General features: G+C 71.3%; 10 protein-coding genes. All 10 read right to left on the bottom strand.

Annotation, left to right across the window (positions count from 1 at the left end; all coding sequences use genetic code 11):
- Positions 1 to 1,068 carry an ABC transporter ATP-binding protein gene (locus FHS88_RS15360; protein ID WP_184486351.1) on the bottom strand — a complete coding sequence of 356 codons (1,068 nt, stop codon included), beginning with the start codon at positions 1,066 to 1,068 and terminating at the stop codon, positions 1 to 3.
- A complete protein-coding gene (locus FHS88_RS15355; RefSeq protein WP_184486350.1) occupies positions 1,065 to 2,060 on the bottom strand; it encodes an ABC transporter ATP-binding protein in 996 nt (331 codons plus the stop codon). Before FHS88_RS15355 ends, FHS88_RS15360 begins: the two co-directional genes overlap by 4 nt.
- The gene (locus FHS88_RS15350; RefSeq protein ID WP_184486349.1) at positions 2,060 to 3,493 is read right to left on the bottom strand and encodes an amidohydrolase family protein; all 1,434 of its coding nucleotides are present in this window, start codon (positions 3,491 to 3,493) and stop codon (positions 2,060 to 2,062) included. Before FHS88_RS15350 ends, FHS88_RS15355 begins: the two co-directional genes overlap by 1 nt.
- 62 nt (positions 3,494 to 3,555) lie before the next feature.
- Positions 3,556 to 5,163 carry an ABC transporter substrate-binding protein gene (locus FHS88_RS15345; protein ID WP_246420056.1) on the bottom strand — a complete coding sequence of 536 codons (1,608 nt, stop codon included), beginning with the start codon at positions 5,161 to 5,163 and terminating at the stop codon, positions 3,556 to 3,558.
- Between the two features lie 22 nt (positions 5,164 to 5,185).
- Positions 5,186 to 6,061: an ABC transporter permease gene (locus tag FHS88_RS15340; protein ID WP_184486348.1), complete on the bottom strand. Its 876-nt coding sequence runs from the start codon at positions 6,059 to 6,061 to the stop codon at positions 5,186 to 5,188.
- Positions 6,062 to 6,070: 9 nt separating this feature from the next.
- Entirely contained in the window at positions 6,071 to 7,012 is a 942-nt protein-coding gene (locus FHS88_RS15335; protein ID WP_184486347.1) for an ABC transporter permease, read from the bottom strand.
- 3 nt (positions 7,013 to 7,015) lie between these two features.
- Positions 7,016 to 8,650 carry an amidohydrolase gene (locus FHS88_RS15330; RefSeq protein ID WP_184486346.1) on the bottom strand — a complete coding sequence of 545 codons (1,635 nt, stop codon included), beginning with the start codon at positions 8,648 to 8,650 and terminating at the stop codon, positions 7,016 to 7,018.
- A 102-nt stretch (positions 8,651 to 8,752) separates the two neighbouring features.
- Positions 8,753 to 9,628 (bottom strand): transglutaminase N-terminal domain-containing protein, encoded by an 876-nt coding sequence (locus FHS88_RS15325; protein WP_184486345.1) that lies wholly within the window; start codon positions 9,626 to 9,628, stop codon positions 8,753 to 8,755.
- Entirely contained in the window at positions 9,625 to 12,087 is a 2,463-nt protein-coding gene (locus FHS88_RS15320; protein ID WP_184486344.1) for a circularly permuted type 2 ATP-grasp protein, read from the bottom strand. The genes FHS88_RS15325 and FHS88_RS15320 overlap by 4 nt, the downstream gene beginning before the upstream one ends.
- The gene (locus FHS88_RS15315) at positions 12,080 to 15,454 is read right to left on the bottom strand and encodes a transglutaminase family protein (protein WP_184486343.1); all 3,375 of its coding nucleotides are present in this window, start codon (positions 15,452 to 15,454) and stop codon (positions 12,080 to 12,082) included. Before FHS88_RS15315 ends, FHS88_RS15320 begins: the two co-directional genes overlap by 8 nt.
- Positions 15,455 to 15,587: the final 133 nt, after the last annotated feature.

Raw genomic sequence — 15,587 nt, 5'->3', positions numbered from 1 at the left:
CTATGCCGCGCGCCGGCGCGCCCCGGCATAGAGCGCGAGGCGCTTCGCCGCAGCCTCCGAGAGGCCGCCGCTGAAGTCGAGGCCGGCGGGCGGCAGCGTCTCGGCGAAATGGCAGGCGGCCTGGTGGCCATCCGCGAGCGTCCGCAGTTCGGGCGCCTCCTGCCGGCAACGCTCCTGCGCGAAGGGACAGCGGGTATGGAACCGGCAGCCGGGCGGCGGGTTCATCGGCGAGGGCACGTCGCCCCCGAGCGGCTTCACCCTTCCCCTGCGCTGCGGATCGGGGTGCGGGATCGCCGCCAGCAGCGCCCGCGTATAGGGATGGCGCGGCGCGGCGAAGAGGTCGCGCTTGCTCGCCGTCTCGACGATCTGGCCGAGATACATCACCGCGATCCGGTCGGCGACGTGCTTCACCACCGCGAGGTCGTGCGCGATGAAGAGGTAGGCGAGACCAAGCCGGCGCTGCAGATCCTTGAGCAGGTTCACGACCTGCGCCTGGATGGAGACGTCGAGCGCCGAGACCGGCTCGTCGCAGACCACGAGGTCCGGCTCCACCGCCAGGGCGCGCGCGATGCCGATGCGCTGGCGCTGGCCGCCGCTGAACTCGTGCGGGAAGCGTTCGGCGTGGAAGGCGCGCAGCCCGACCAGGGAAAGCAGCTCCTCGACGCGCCGGCGGCGGGAGGCGGCATCGCCGATGCCATGCACCAGCATCGGCTCGGCGATGGTCTCGGCCACGTTCAGCCGCGGGTTGAGGCTCGCATACGGATCCTGGAAGACGATCTGCATGCGCCGGCGCATCGCGCGCATGGCCGCGCCCGAGAGGCCGGTCACGTCCTGGCCGTCGAAGCGGATGGTGCCAGCCGATGGCTCGATCAGGCGCAGCACGAGGCGCGCCGTGGTGGATTTGCCGCAGCCGGATTCGCCGACCAGCGCGAGGGTCTCGCCGCGGGCCAGCGCGAAGGAGACGCCATCCACGGCACGCACCGTGCCGACCTGCTTCGCGAGAATCAGACCTTTGCGCACCGGGTAGTGCTTGGCGAGGCCCGTCACCTCGAGCAGCGGCGCGCTCATGCGGCGAGCCTCTCGACGGGCGCGCGCAGGCAGGCGGCCTCGTGCCCAGGCGCGATGGCGCGCAGCGGCGGTGGTTCGGCCTTGCAGTCCTCGACGGCGAAGGGGCAGCGCGGATGGAAACGGCAGCCGCGCGGCAGCGCGAAGGGCGGCGGGACGCTGCCCTCGATGGCGAGCAGCGTCTCGCGCTCCTCATCGAGGCGCGGGACGGAGCCGAGCAGGCCGAGCGTGTAGGGATGCATCGGGTCGTCGAAGACGGCGCCGGCGGCGGCACGCTCGACGACGCGGCCCGCATACATGACGGCCACCTCGTCCGCCATCTCCGCCACGACGCCGAGGTCGTGGGTGATGAGGATGATGGACATCCCCGTCTCCTGCTGGAGGTCGCGCAGCAGGTCGAGGATCTGCGCCTGGACCGTCACGTCGAGCGCGGTGGTCGGCTCGTCCGCGATCAGAAGTTTCGGCCGGCAGGCCAGCGCCATGGCGATCATGACCCGCTGGCGCATGCCGCCGGAGAGGAGGTGTGGATACTCCTCGAAGCGCCGCTCGGGAGCGGGGATGCGGACACGCTTCAGCGCCTCGATGGCGCGGTCGCGCAATTCGGCGCGGGAGGCGCGGGGGTCGTGTGCGCGCATCGCCTCGGTGATCTGGAAGCCGACCGTATGCACCGGGTTGAGGCTCGTCATCGGCTCCTGGAAGATCATCGCGACCTGGCTGCCGCGCACGTCGCGCATCTCGGCGGCGGAGAGCTGCAGCAGATCCCGCCCCTCGAGCAGCACCCGCCCCGCCGCGACGCGGCCGGGATGCGCGACGAGGCGCATCACCGAAAGCGACAGCACCGACTTGCCGCAGCCCGACTCGCCTACGATGCCGAGGGTCCGGCCGCGCGGGACGGAGAGGTCAACCCCATCCACGGCGGCGATCTCCCCACCATGGGTGCGGAAGACGGTGCGCAGGCCCTCGATGCGCAGCAGGGGCTCGGCGGTGCCGGTCATCACGACCAGTGGAAGGTCGGCGGGGCGATCTTCTCCGCGCTGCGATGCGCCCAGTCCTGCTGCGGCACGCGGGAGACGATGCGCTTCTGCGCCTCGTGCAGGTGTTCGGCGGCCTGGCGGTAGTCCATGGTCAGCACCTCGCCGTCCTCGACCACCTTGTTGCCGTCCACGTAGAGCGCCTTCAGCGCCCGGTCCCCGGCCGAGTAGATCAGGCTGCGGATCGGGTCATAGGCCGGGCGGATCATCGGATGGGTGATGTCCACCAGGGAGAAGTCCGCCTTGCAGCCCACCGCGAGGCGACCGATGTCGTCGCGCCCAAGCGCCTTCGCGCCGCCTATCGTCGCCGCGTTGAAGAGGTCCGTCGTGCGCAGCGTGCGCGGATGGCCGGCCTGGGTGCGGGCGATATGCGCGGCGAGGCGCATCTCGTCCAGCATGTTGTGCGGGTAGGTGTCGGTACCGATGCCCATGTTCACGCCGGCACGCATGTAGCGGCCGAGATCCTTCATCGCGATGCCGCGGCGCGCGAAGACGGTCGGGCAATGCGCGACGGTGGTGCCGGTCTCGGCGAGGCGCTTGAGGTCCGTCTCGGTGTGCCAGCGCGTCGAGGGATGGTCGTCGAGGAAGATGCCGTGGCCGATGATGGTGCGCTCGTCGAGCAGGCCCATCGCATCGAGCCAGCCGATCGGCGTCATGCCGTGCCGGCGCGTGATCTCGTGGAACTCGACCACCGACTGGGCGGCGTGGATCTGCCAGGAGAGGCCGCGCGCCTTCGCCTCGGCGAAACTGTCCTTGAGCAGCCCGGCCGAGCAGGTGTCGATCTGCGCCGGCACCACCATGCCGAAGAGGCGCCCGCATTCGTGCTGCTCGGCGCGCTCGATCAGGCGCAGGGCTTCCTCCATCGCCTTCTCGCCGGCCTTCTCGTCCCATTCGTACTCGACGACATGGCCGTTCTTCGTGAACCAGCGCGCCGAGCGGAACATCGGCGCGACGCAGACGCGCATGCCCGCCTCGGCAAGCAGGTCGAGCCAGCCGGGATGCGCCATCGAGAGATCGGCGAGCGTCGTCACGCCCGACAGCAGCAGTTCCGAAAGCGCGACGCGCACGCAATGCGGCACGGCTTCCGCATCGGCACGGAAGATGGGCATGAACTCGTAGAGCGAGGAGTTGTAGAGCCCCGGCGAGCCGATCTCGTCGAGGAAGCCCTTGTTGAGCGGCTCGCTCGACGGGTGCGAATGGATGTTCACGAGGCCCGGCATGACCATCAGCCCGCGCCCGTCGATCACCGTGTCCGCCTGGCCTTCATAGCCGCGGCCAAGGAAGGTGATGGTGCCGCCCTGGAAGGCCAGATCGGTGTCGGGCATGTAGCTGTGCGACTTCGCCGCGGCATCCCAGCCGACGACGAGTTCGGCGTTCCTGATCAGCGTGATGGTCATGCGGTGCTTCCTTGGGGGTCCGGGCCGGCCGGCGGGTTCGCCCCCGCCGGCCGCGAGGTGAGTCAGCGGATGCGCAGATCGAGCCCCTTGTAGATCGAGATCCCGTAGAGGCCGTGCGCGCGCGCACCCTCGACACGCCGATTGGCGAAGAGGTTCAGGTTGTTGTGCGCGATGTTCATCCAGGCCGAGGCCTCGTTCAGCTGGCGCTGGAGGTTGGCCATGGCCTGCGCCCGAACCGCGGGGTCGGTCGCCGCCCGGCCGTCTTCCAGCCAGCGATCGGTCTGCGGGTTGTTCCAGTTCATGCGGTTCGGCGTGGGCCTGCTGCGGCTGTGCCAGTAGAGATTCAGGGCGTCGCTGGCCGAGATGTAGGGATAGCTCAGGAAGAGGACGTCGAAGTCCTGGCTGGCGAGCCGCCCCCAGGCCACGGTGGCGTCGAAGAGCTGCACGCGCAGCTCGATCCCCACCTGGCGGACCGCCTGCTGGATGATCTCGCCGAGCCGCTGGTTCACGAGGTTGTTGATGGCGAAGAGCGTGAGCGTGGCGCGCTGCCCGTCCTTGACGCGGATGCCGTCGGGGCCCACGCGCCAGCCGGCCTCGTCGAGCATCCGGCGCGCGGCGGCGGGGTCGTAGGCGGGCACCAGCTCGTCGGCCGGCGCGTAGTAGTCGAGCGCGGTCGGGTTGATGATGCCGCGCGCGGGCGTCGCGTTGCCCGACCAGACTGCGCGCACCATCGCCGGCCGGTCCACGGCCATGTGGAAGGCGCGGCGGATGGCGATGTCGTTCGCCACAGGCCGATCCACCTTGAAGCCCAGATAGGTGTCCCAGAGATAGTTCGGCTGGTTGGAGATGACGATGTTCGGCGAGCGGCGCAGCGTCTCGATGAAGGCGTCCGGGATGAACTGGGTCAGGTCGGCCTGCCCGGCCTGAAGCGCCGCGACGCGCGAGGCCGCTTCGGGGATCACGCGCCAGACGATGCGCTCCACATGCGCCGGGCCCTGGTTCTGCAGCACGGGCGGCCCCCAGCGGTAGTTGGGGTGGCGCGTCAGCACCAGCTCATTGCGTGGGGTCCAGCTCTGCCAGCAGAAGGGGCCGGTCCCGTTGAAGCCCTGCACGCCGAAATTGTCGCCCAGCCTTTCGACCGTCGCGGGATCCACGGCGGAGCCGAAGAACAGGGCGAGATTGGGCAGAAGCTCGGAGAAGGGCCGGTTCAGCTCATAGACCAGGGTGTGCGGCCCGCTCGCGCGGATCTCCTTCACGTCCCCCGCGCGCCAGGCCACCGGCGAGGTCACGCGCGGCGTGGTCCGGCCGATCCAGCGATTGAGGCTGAAGGCCATGTCCTCGGCGGTGAAGGGCTTGCCGTCGCAGAAGGTCACGCCTTGGCGCAGATGGAAGGTGTAGGTCAGCCCGTCCGGGGATACCTCCCAGCGTTCCGCGAGGCCGGGGCGGATGGTCCGCATGTCGTAGTCCATGCTGACCAGCGTGTCGGAAAGCATGGTGATGACCTCGCCCGCCGCAAGCGCGGTGGAGCGGTGCGGATCGTAGCGATCGGCGTCGATCTCGCGCATGATCGTGATCTGGTTGCGCGGCTGCGCCTGCGCCTGCCCGGCCACGAGGGCGAGGCCCATCGCGGCCAGCCCCCCCAGCGTCGCGCGGTGCCAGAAGCGTGTCATTGTTGCTCTCCCTGTTTGCGGATCAGAGACGCAGCCGGGGGTCGAGCGCGTCGCGCAGCGCATCCCCCAGCAGATTGAAGGCCAGCACGATCACGAAGATGCCGAGCGAAGGGATCACGCTGATATGCGGCGCGATGAAGAGGAAATTGCGCCCCTGTGCGGCCATGGCCCCGAGTTCGGCCGTGGGCGGCTGCGCGCCGAGGCCGAGGAAGGACAGCGCCGAACCCAGCAGGATCACCTGCCCAAGCCGCAACGTCGAAAAGACGAAGACGGAGGAGAGGCAGTTCGGCGCGAGGTGCCGGAAGATCAGGCGCCGGTCGTTCATGCCGATGGCCCGGGCCGCCTCGATGTAGTCGAGCCCCATCACGACAAGCGCGGCGCTGCGCACGATGCGCGCCATCAGCGGGACGGTCGCGATGGACAGCGCGATGATGACCGAGGTGAGGCCGGGCCCGAAGATCGCCGCGAGCGCGAGGCCGAACAGGATCGCCGGGAAGCTCAGCAGCATGTCCATCAGGCGCATCAGGAGGCCGTCGAGCCGCCGGTAATAGGCCGCGCAGAACCCCACCACCGCGCCGATCAGCCCGCCTGCCACCAGCGAGGCGAGCCCCATCCCCAGCGTCACCCGCAGCCCGAACAGCATGCGCGAGAAGATGTCCCGACCCTGCCCGTCGGTGCCGAACCAGTAGCGCGCCGAGGGCGGCTCCATCACGGCCATGAGGTCGGTGGCGAAGGGATCATGCGGCGCCAGCCAGGGGGCGAGCACCGCCAGCAGCACGATCAGGATGACGAGGATGAGGCTGAACGCGCCGCCGATATCCCGCAGCAGCATCCGCAGCGCCGAAGGTCTGGCCGGCGCGGCGGGGGCGCTTGCGTCGTCGAGTGTCGTCCCGCTCATGGCCCGCCCTCAGCCTTGCCGCACACGCGGGTCGAGCACCGCGTAGAGCAGATCCACGATCAGGTTCACCAGGATGAAGCCGGCCGAAAGCACGATGATCGTGCCCTGCGCCAAGGGGAAATCCGCGGACAGGATCGCCCCGACGGCGAGGCGGCCGACGCCGGGCCAGGAGAAGATCGTCTCGGTCACCACGGCTCCGCCGAGCAGGAAGCCGATCTGCAGGCCGATCAGCGTCACCACCGGGATCAGCGCGTTGCGCAGCGCGTGCCGCAGCACGACGAGCCGCTCGTTCAGCCCCTTCGCACGGGCGGTGCGGACGTGATCGGCGGACAGCGTATCCACCACCGCCGTGCGGGTCATGCGCGCCACCGGGCCGACCAGGACACCGCCCAGCGTCAGCGCCGGCAGGATGATGGCGCGGATGCCCTCCCAGGTCCAAAGCGGCCCCTCGCGCCCCGTGAAGGGCAGCAACTGCCACTGGAAGCCGACGAACCAGATCAGGACGAGGCCGAGGAAGAAGACGGGAACGGACACGCCCGCCACGCTCACCGCCATGATCGCGCGGTCGAGCAGCGAGCCGCGCCAATAGGCCGCCACGGTGCCGAGGAAGATGCCGAGCGGGATGGACCACAGCAGCGAGGCGAACATCAGCTCGACCGTCGGCCCGATGGTGGTCGCGAGTTCCTGCGTCACCGGCATGTTGTTGATGATCGAGACGCCGAGATCCCCCTGCGCGAGCCGCCCGAGATACAGGCCGAACTGCACCCATATGGGCTTGTCGAGGCCGAGCTCGGCGCGGATCGCGGCCACCACCTCCTGCGTGGCGGTCGGGCCGGCGCGCACCGTGGCGGGGTCGGTCGGGACGATCTGCATCAGCATGAAGCCGATGAGCAGGACGCCGAACATCACCGGAACGGCGAGCGCGACGCGATGGAGGGCGTGGCGCAGCATCGGCTATTGCGCGGCGAGCGCGGCGAGCGCGCCGTGGCGGTCGAAGATCGGGCGGCCGTCGCGCAGCGTGAGGTCTGCCTCGGTGCCGCGCAGCGCCTCCGGCTCGATGGTGAACACATCGCGCGACAGCACGGCGATGTCGGCCTGCATGCCGGGTTTGAGCGTGCCGCGGCGATCCTCTGCGAACTGGGTGTAGGCGCCGCACCAGGTGTAGCAATGCACGGCTTCCTCGGCGGTCAGCCGCTCCTCGGGGCCCATCACCGTGCCGCGGTTGGTCTGCCGGGTCAGCATGGTGAAGAGGTTGATGAAGGGATCCACGGTCGAGACCGGGCAGTCCGAGGAGGCTGCGGGATGCGCGCCCTCGTCGAGCCAGGTCTTCATCGGATAGGCGCGCTCCGAACGCTCGCGCCCAAGGTTGCGGATGTAGAGGTCGCCGAACTCGTACATGAACACAGGCTGCGGCACGGGCAGGATGCCGCGCGCCTTCATCCGCCGGCGCTGGTCGCGGGTGACGAAGCCGCAATGCTCGATGCGGTGGCGGCGGCCTGCGAAGGGATGCGCCTCGCTGTCCGCGGCCTCCATGCCCAGCAGCACCTGCTCGATCGCCGCATCGCCGATGGCGTGGATGTCGAGCTGCCAGCCCTGCTCGTGATACAGTTTCAGCAGCGCGTGGATGGTCTCGTCGGGGAAGGTGAAGACGCCGGTGCCGCCGCCCGCGGAGGCGAGGTAGGGCTCGAAGAAGGCCGCGGTCAGCCCGCCGGCGCTGCCGTCGGCGAAGACCTTCACCGCGCCCCAGCGCAGACCGTCGTCGCCATCCATCGGGCGCATCCCGCGCGCCCAGGCCTCCTGCGCGATGCCTTCCGGGTTGCCGGCCAGCACCTGCCACATCCGCAGCGGCAACCGCCCCTGCGCCTGCGCCGCGCGATAGGCGTCCACCTCCGCGATGCCGGCCGTCATGCCGACATTCATGTCGGTGGCCGAGGCGAAGCCGAGCGAGGCGAGATGCTCGCAGGCCGCCTCGATCGCATCCACCATCGCCGCCTCATCCGGCGGTGGGATCACGTCGCGCACGAGCCGCATGGCGCGTTCCTGGAACAGGCCGGTGAGCTGCCCACCCTTGCGCTCGATGATGCCGCCCTCGGGATCGGGCGTGTTGTGCCCGACACCGGCGAGTTTCATGGCCATGCTGTTCGCCACCGCCATGTGCCCGCAGGTCCGCACGATCGCCACGGGATTGTCCGGTGCGGCGCGGTCGAGCTCGGTCGCGAGCGGGTGGCGGCCGACATCGAGCTCGCCATGATCGTAGCCGCGACCGAGGATCCAGGCCCCTTTCGGCGCCGCCTGCGCCGCCGCGCCGATGCGGCGCAGCAGCTCGTCCAGCGTCCGCACCTCCTCTGCCCGCAGGTTCACCTGCGCAAGCCCGAGGCCATAGGGCAGCAGGTGCATATGCGCTTCGTTGAAGGCGGGGATGGCCACACGGCCGCCGAGATCAAGGCGGCGCGTCTCCGGCCCTGCGGCATCGCGCGCATCCTCGCCGAGCGCGAGGACGCACCCGTCCTTCACCGCGAGCGCATCGGTGAAACCCTGGGCCAGCCCACGGAAGATCCGGCCGCCCGAAAGGAGAAGATCGGCAGACATGGCGAAACTGTCATGGGGCGCGTTCCGTGCGTCAACCCGGCTTCTGGCGAAAGATCGTTCTCCGCGGCCGTTAGTGCCGAGCAATGCGGCATCACGGCGCCGTCAGGCAGGCACCGGGCCTTCGGCTTCCTCGAGGTCCACACCCACCCAGAGACCGTGCTCGCCGCCGCCGAGGATCACGCCGCGCAGCGGGCTGACATCGGCGAAGTCCCGCCCCCAGGCGAGCACAACATGTTCGTCCTTCACGACGATGTCGTTGGTCGGGTCGAGCCCCACCCAGCCATGCTCCGGGCCCAGCCACGCCTCGACCCAGGCATGGGACTGGTCCGAGCCGCGCCGCGCGATGCCGCCCGGCGGCGGGCGCGTGCGGACATAGCCCGAGACGTAGCGCGCCGGGATGCCGAGGCCGCGCAAGCCGCTGATCATCACATGCGCGTAGTCCTGGCAGACGCCGGTGCGGCTCTCCAGCACGTCCGCGACCTGGGTGTGCGGCCCGGTGACGCCGGGCCGGTAGGTGAAGTCGCGGCGGATGCGCCCCATCAGTTCGAGCAGCCCCGCGAGCACCGGGCGACGCGCCGGAAAGGAGGCGGCGGCATAGCCCGCTGCTGCGGGGACGAGCGGCGCGAGCGCGCTGCCGAAGAGGAACTCCGCGGCCTCGGCAGCGCGGGCGCCGGCGGCGACATCCTCCCAGGCCGGCGTCGCCGCAGGCGCGGGAGGATCGGGGAAGCGCACCTCGACCACCGCCTCGGCCACCACCTCGAAGCGCGCATGCGGCACGTCGAGGAAGACGCGCATCGCCGCATTGCCGAAGTGGTCGGTGGCCAGCGTGGTGTGGGAGGGCGTGGGCGTCACGCGCAGGCTCGCCCGCGCGACGGACTGGTGCGGCAGGCGCCGCGGCGTCAGCAGCAGCAGGTGGGCGGCGAGGTCCACCGGATGCGCGTAGGCATAGGTGGTGACGTGACGCAGCCGGTAGATCACGCGGCACCGCGCATGGCGGGCTCGGCGCCTTCGAGGCCGAGCGTCTGCGCCGCCGGCAGCAGCGCGAAATAGCGCCGGGTCACCGCATCCGACAACGCGGCGATGCGCGCGGCGACCTGCTCGAGGCGCGGCGGCAGCGAGGCCGCGGCGATCGCCTGGTCCGGCGCGGCGATGACGCTCGCGACCATCGCCTCGGCTTCGGCGAGCAGCGCGGCCGCCTCGTCCGGCAGCGCGCGGTCCGCCTCCCCCGCCACCTCGGAGAGGTTGCGGCTGATCGCCTCGAGCTGGAAGGCGAGCGCGCGCGGGTTCGACGGATCCGCGAGCACGAGATCGAGCGCGGGCCCGGGCTGCAGGATGCTCAGATAGCGGCTGCGATAGGTGATGACGCTGTCGCAGAGTTCGAGCACGAGGCGCAGGCCGCCCTCGATCCGCGCCGGCGGCTGGTCCAGCGCGAAGCCGACCTCGGAGGCGATCGCCTGGGCGCGCTCGACCCGCCGGCCGAGATCGAGGAACAGCCAGGCGCCGCCGCGCACCATGCTCTCGGCGGCGACGCCGGCCACCGCGGTCGCGAAGCGCAGCACGGCGATCATGGCGCGGCTGATCGCCTCCAGGCTGTCGCCGGCCGCGCGCATTTCCTCCCGCGCCGTGCGGAGGGTCAGCGTGAAGGTGGCGTGCATGTCGGCGGTCAGGCGATCACGCACCATTGCCGTCAGCGTCGCGATGCGCGCAGCGAGCGCGGGCAGCGTGCCGCCCTCGCGCATCTCGGCGGCGATGATCCCGGGCAGCGCCTGGGCGGCGGCGGAACCCACCACCTCCTCGGCCCCGGCGAAGCCTGCCTGCGCGAGGCAGCGCGCGAGCGCGGCGACCTCCGCCGCCTCGCGCGGCAGCACCACGCCGCGCGAGATGCGCGCATGGGTGGCGCGGACGAGCCGCGCGCCGCGCTCGAGCCGCTCCGTGTAGCGCCCGAGCCAGAACAGGTTGTCCGCCACGCGCGAAGGCAGCGCCCCGGGCTGGCGGCGGATCGGCAGCGGCGGCAGGTGCAGCGCCGCGGGGCCGATGATGTCATCGCCTTCCTCGGCGAGAACCCACACATCCTTGGCCACGCCGCGCGCCGGCAGCGCGCCGCCGAGCGCGCCGCCCTCCGCGACGCGCGCAAGGCCGCCAGGCATCACGCGCCAGCCGCTGCCATCGAAGATCGCGAACATCCTGAGGGCGAGCGAGCGCGGCGCGAGGCCGTCGCCATCCACGCAGGGCACGACGGAGGCGACCGGCAGACGGGTCGCGACATGCGCCCCGCCAGGGGCCTCGGGCGGTTCGGCGCCCGGCTGCGGGGCGGGCATGGTGCCGTCTGTAGCGGAGCGGATGGACCAGCCTGGCTCGGACGCGATGCGCGCACGGGCCGCCGCATCGCCGAGCCAGAGCGTCTCGACCGATGGCAGGGCGAGACTCTCGCCGAGCATCCGTTGCGCGAGACCGGACAGGAAGGCGGCGAAGGCGGGCGCCTCGACCAGCGCCGCACCCGGCGCGTTCAGGATGCGCAGGCCGCCGTGCCGCGCGGCGTCGAGCAGGCCGGGCACGCCGCCGGTGCCGGCCTCCGCGCATTCGAGCGGATCGAGCATCGCCCCGCCGATGCGCGAGAGCAGCACGTCCACCTTCTGCAGCCCCTGCAGCGTCTTCAGGTGGAGCACGCCGCCGCGCACCGTCAGGTCGCCGCATTCGACGAGCGCGCAGGACAATTCGCGCGAGAGCAGCATGTCCTCGAACCAGCGCGGATCGCCGGTGCCGCGCGTGAGCAGCGCCACGGCGGGATCACCGCGATCCGCGGGCGCGAGGCGCTGCAGCGCATCCTGCCAGAGTTCGAAGAAGGGCCGCATCGAGCGCACCTGCGCGCCGCGGAAGGCCTCGGGCATGACGCGCCCGAGCATGCGGCGGTTCTCCCGCGCGAGGCCCGGCCCGGCGGGCGCCGAGGTGCGGTCGGCCAGCACCCGCCAGGCGCCGTCCGGCCCGCGCACCAGGTCCACGGCATAGAGATGGAGTTGCGGCGCTGCCGGCGGCACCCCGGCGCTGCGGCAGGCGCGCAGGAAACCCGGATTGGCGAAGACGATCTCGGGTGGGATCGCACCCTCCGCGATCAGCCGCTGCGGGCCGTAGAGATCCTGCAGGATGGCTTCGAGCAGCCGCGCGCGCTGCGCGATGCCGGCCTCGAGGGCCGCGAACTCCGCCGCGGGCAGCACCAGCGGCAGCGGGTCGCACCTCCAGGAGACCTCGCGCGCCATGCCGGGCAGCACGCCGGCCATGCCCTCATCCTCGAAGGCTCGGTCCAGGCGGCGCGCGCGCTCGGCCAGCGCCCCCTCCCCCATGCCGCCGAGGATGCCGAGCAGACGGCGCCAATGCGACCGGACGCCGCCGCGGCCGTCCACCATCTCGTCGAGCGGTGTCGCCTCCGGCGCGTCAGCCATGTCGCCGCAGGTCGAGGGTGAAGGGCAGTTCGAGACCCGCCGGCGGCTCGGGCGGGGTGATCGCGCCGGGAGTATGGCCGAAGGGGAAGAAGCGGGCGCGGCGGCGCGCCTCGGCCTCGTTCGCGTTGACCGGGTAGCGTTCGTAGTTCCGCCCGCCCGGATGCGCGACATGGTAGGTCAGGCCGCCGAGGCTGCGCCCGGTCCAGCGGTCGAAGACGTCGAGGATGAGCGGCGTCTGCGGCCGGATGGTCGGATGCAGGGAGGAAGGCGGGTTCCACGCCTTGAAGCGGATGCCCGCGATGTATTCGCCCGCGCGCTCGGTCGCGCGCAACGGCACGGCCACGCCGTTCACCGCAAGCAGGTGGCGGTCCTCGACCCAGTTCGTCACGCGCGCCTGCACGCGCTCGGCGCTGCTGTCCACGTAGCGGACAGTGCCGCCCATCGCCGCCTCCTCCCCCAGCACATGCCAGGGTTCGAGGGCGTGGCGCAGTTCCAGATGCACGTCGCGCACCGCGACCTCGCCGATCAGCGGAAAGCGGAAGGCGAGGTGCGGCGCGAACCACCCGGCATCGAGCGGCGCGCCGAGGTTGCGAAGCTCGTCGATCGCGTCGCGGAAATCCTGTTCGCAGAAGTGCGGCAGCATGAACTGGTCGTGCAGGCGCGTGCCCCAGCGCACCAGCCGCCGCTCGTAGGGACGTTCCCAGAAGGCGGCGACGGCGGCGCGCATCAGCAGCATCTGCGCTGCCGACATCTCGGCATGCGGCGGCATCTCGAAGGCGCGGAACTCGACCAGGCCGCGGCGCCCCGACACGCCGGCCGGATCGTACATCTTGTCGATGCAGAACTCGGTGCGGTGCGTGTTGCCCGTCATGTCCGCGAAGATGTTGCGGAACAGCCGGTCGGTCAGCCATGGCGGCACCTCCTGCCCCGCCCGCACCTTGGAGAAGGCGATCTCGAGCTCGTGGATCGCATCCATCCGCGCCTCGTCGATGCGCGGGTGCTGGCTGGTCGGGCCGATGAACAGCCCGCTGAACAGGTACGAAAGCGACGGATGGTTATGCCAGAAGCCGACCAGCGACTTCAGCAGGTCCGGCCGCTTCAGGAACGGGCTTTCCGCGACCGTCTCCCCGCCCATCACCACATGGTTGCCGCCGCCGGTGCCGACATGGCGGCCATCCAGCATGAACTTCTCGGCCGCGAGGCCCACCTGCCGCGCCTCCGCATAGAGCTGCCGCGTCCGTTCCACCACCTCCTGCCAGGTGCGCGCGGGATGGATGTTCACCTCGATCACGCCGGGGTCGGGTGTCACGGAGAAATGCAGCAGCCGCGGATCGGACGGCGGCAGATAGCCCTCCAGCACCACCTTGCGGCCCGTCTCGGCCGCCGTCGCCTCGATCGCGGCGGTGAGGTCGAGCCAGTCCTCGGCGGCGTAGAGCGGCGGGTAGAAGACGTGGATCTTTCCCTCCCGCGCCTCGACCGTCAGCGCGGTGCGCACCACCCCCGGGTCGGACTGCCCGACCACCGGCAGGTCCTGCGGCTGGGGGCGGAAATCCTCGATGCCGCTGCTGGTGCGCTCCCCGGCCCGTGGCGGCGCCATGGCGCGCTGTGGCGGGCTCTCGGGCAGCATCTGCGCGCGCATCGCCCGCTGGGCCATCAGCGCGGCATGGGGCGGCAGGTCGTCGCGCCAGGCGAAGGGGTCGGCCTCGCTCTCCAGGACGCGCCGCGCATCCTCCGGGCTCATCCAGGGCAGGCTCGCCAGCGGCAGGCGGAAGCCGATCGGGCTGTCGCCGGGGATCAGGAACAGGTGCTCGCCGCGGAAGAACCAGCGCCCGGACTGCCAGCGCCGCACGCCATCCTGCATCACGCGGCGCAGCGGCAGCACCGAGCCGACCTCTGCCGCGAGCCCCTGGCCGAAGACCCGCGCAAGCCGCGCCCGCTCCAGCGGATCGGCGAGCCGGCTGTCCTCGGCCACGACATTGGCCGGCAGTCGCTGTTCCTTCCACAGGTAGTAGTGGATGTCCTCGTGCGCGCCCTGCACCAGCGCCGGGTCCACCTGCAGCCGCTCGGCCAGCAGGCGGGCGAAGCGGGCGGCGTCGGCGGCGGTGGCGTCGTCGCGGTCGTCGTCGGAGGCGAGCAGCGCGGCATCGCGCCAGACCGGCTCGCCATCCGCCCGCCAATGGGCGTAGAGCGCCCAGCGCGGGAGCTGCTCGCCCGGGTAGTGCTTGCCCATGGCGTATTGCAGGGCGGCGCCGGGCGACCAGAGCGGGGCGAGGCGGCGCAGCAGCCGGCCGGCGAAGGCGCGCTTGGTCGGGCCCAGCGCGTCGGTGTTCCATTCCGGCGCGTCGCGGTCGGTTTCGGCGACGAAGGTCGGCTCCCCGCCCATGGTCAGGCGCAGGCCGAGCGCGCTGAGCTTCGCGTCCACCGCCTCCCCGGCGGCGCGGATCGCGGCCCATTGCGCCTCGGTGTAGGGCTTCGTGACGCGCGGCGTCTCGCGGATGCGCGAGACCTTCATCTCGAAGGCGAAGTCGGTCTCGACCTTCTCTAGCCCGCCCGAGATCGGCGCGGCCGATTGCGGCTCGGGTGTCGCGGCGAGCGGGATGTGCCCCTCCCCGGTCAGCAGGCCGGAGGTCGCATCGAGGCCGATCCAGCCCGCGCCGGGCAGATACACCTCGGCCCAGGCGTGGAGGTCGGTGAAGTCCGCGCTCGGCCCCTCGGGCCCTTCCAGCGGCTTCTGGTCGGCCACGAGCTGGATCAGGTAGCCCGAGACGAAGCGCGCCGCGTAGCCGAGCCGGCGCAGGAGCTGCACGAGAAGCCAGGCCGAATCGCGGCAGGAGCCCCTGCCTTCCGCCAACGTCCGGTCGGGTGACCAGACACCGGGCTCCATGCGCACGACATAGGCGATCCGCTGCTGGATCAGCCGGTTCAGCCCGACCAGCATGTCCACGGTGCGCTGCTCGCCGCGCGGCACTTCGGCCAGCAGCGCCTCGAGCAGCGGGCCCGAATGGTCGATGCGGCGGAACGGCGCGAGTTCCTGCTCGAGCCCCGGATCATAGGTGAAGGGCCAGGTCTCGGCATCGGGTTCAAGGAAGAAGTCGAAGGGATTGATCGTGGCCATGTCCGCCACGAGGTCCACGGTCACGTCGAAATGCGCGACCCGCTCGGGGAACACCACGCGGGCCAGGAAATTGCCCTGCGGATCCTGCTGCCAGTTCAGGAAATGCGGCTGCGGCTCGACCTTCAGCGCATAGGAGAGCACCGGCGTCCGGCTGTGCGGCGCCGGACGCAGCCGGATCGTCTGCGGGCCAAGGCTCGCGGGGCGCGCATAGCGGTAGGTCGTGCGATGCGTCAGGGCGACGTGGATGGACATGGGCGGGCCTGGCTGCGGTGGATGTTCTTTTCCATGGATGCAAGCGCCGGTCCACTGCCACGCGCCGGCGCCGGGCCTTGACCTGGGTCAAGCCCATGCGCTCAAGCGCCCCTAGGATCGGCGCACCCGGCCC

The organism is Neoroseomonas alkaliterrae (assembly GCF_014199195.1).
Taxonomy (GTDB): Bacteria; Pseudomonadota; Alphaproteobacteria; order Acetobacterales; family Acetobacteraceae; genus Neoroseomonas; species Neoroseomonas alkaliterrae.
Note: the sequence above shows the minus strand (reverse complement) of the source record. Positions and strands in the feature narration are given on the sequence as shown.

Bases quoted from the DNA above. Each gene is read 5' to 3' on its own strand.
- FHS88_RS15360 (WP_184486351.1), bottom strand. From the start codon at position 1,068: ATGAGCGCGCCGCTGCTCGAGGTGACGGGCCTCGCCAAGCACTACCCG.
- FHS88_RS15355 (WP_184486350.1), bottom strand. From the start codon at position 2,060: ATGACCGGCACCGCCGAGCCCCTGCTGCGCATCGAGGGCCTGCGCACC.
- FHS88_RS15350 (WP_184486349.1), bottom strand. From the start codon at position 3,493: ATGACCATCACGCTGATCAGGAACGCCGAACTCGTCGTCGGCTGGGAT.
- FHS88_RS15345 (WP_246420056.1), bottom strand. From the start codon at position 5,163: ATGACACGCTTCTGGCACCGCGCGACGCTGGGGGGGCTGGCCGCGATG.
- FHS88_RS15340 (WP_184486348.1), bottom strand. From the start codon at position 6,061: ATGAGCGGGACGACACTCGACGACGCAAGCGCCCCCGCCGCGCCGGCC.
- FHS88_RS15335 (WP_184486347.1), bottom strand. From the start codon at position 7,012: ATGCTGCGCCACGCCCTCCATCGCGTCGCGCTCGCCGTTCCGGTGATG.
- FHS88_RS15330 (WP_184486346.1), bottom strand. From the start codon at position 8,650: ATGTCTGCCGATCTTCTCCTTTCGGGCGGCCGGATCTTCCGTGGGCTG.
- FHS88_RS15320 (WP_184486344.1), bottom strand. From the start codon at position 12,087: ATGGCTGACGCGCCGGAGGCGACACCGCTCGACGAGATGGTGGACGGC.
- FHS88_RS15315 (WP_184486343.1), bottom strand. From the start codon at position 15,454: ATGTCCATCCACGTCGCCCTGACGCATCGCACGACCTACCGCTATGCG.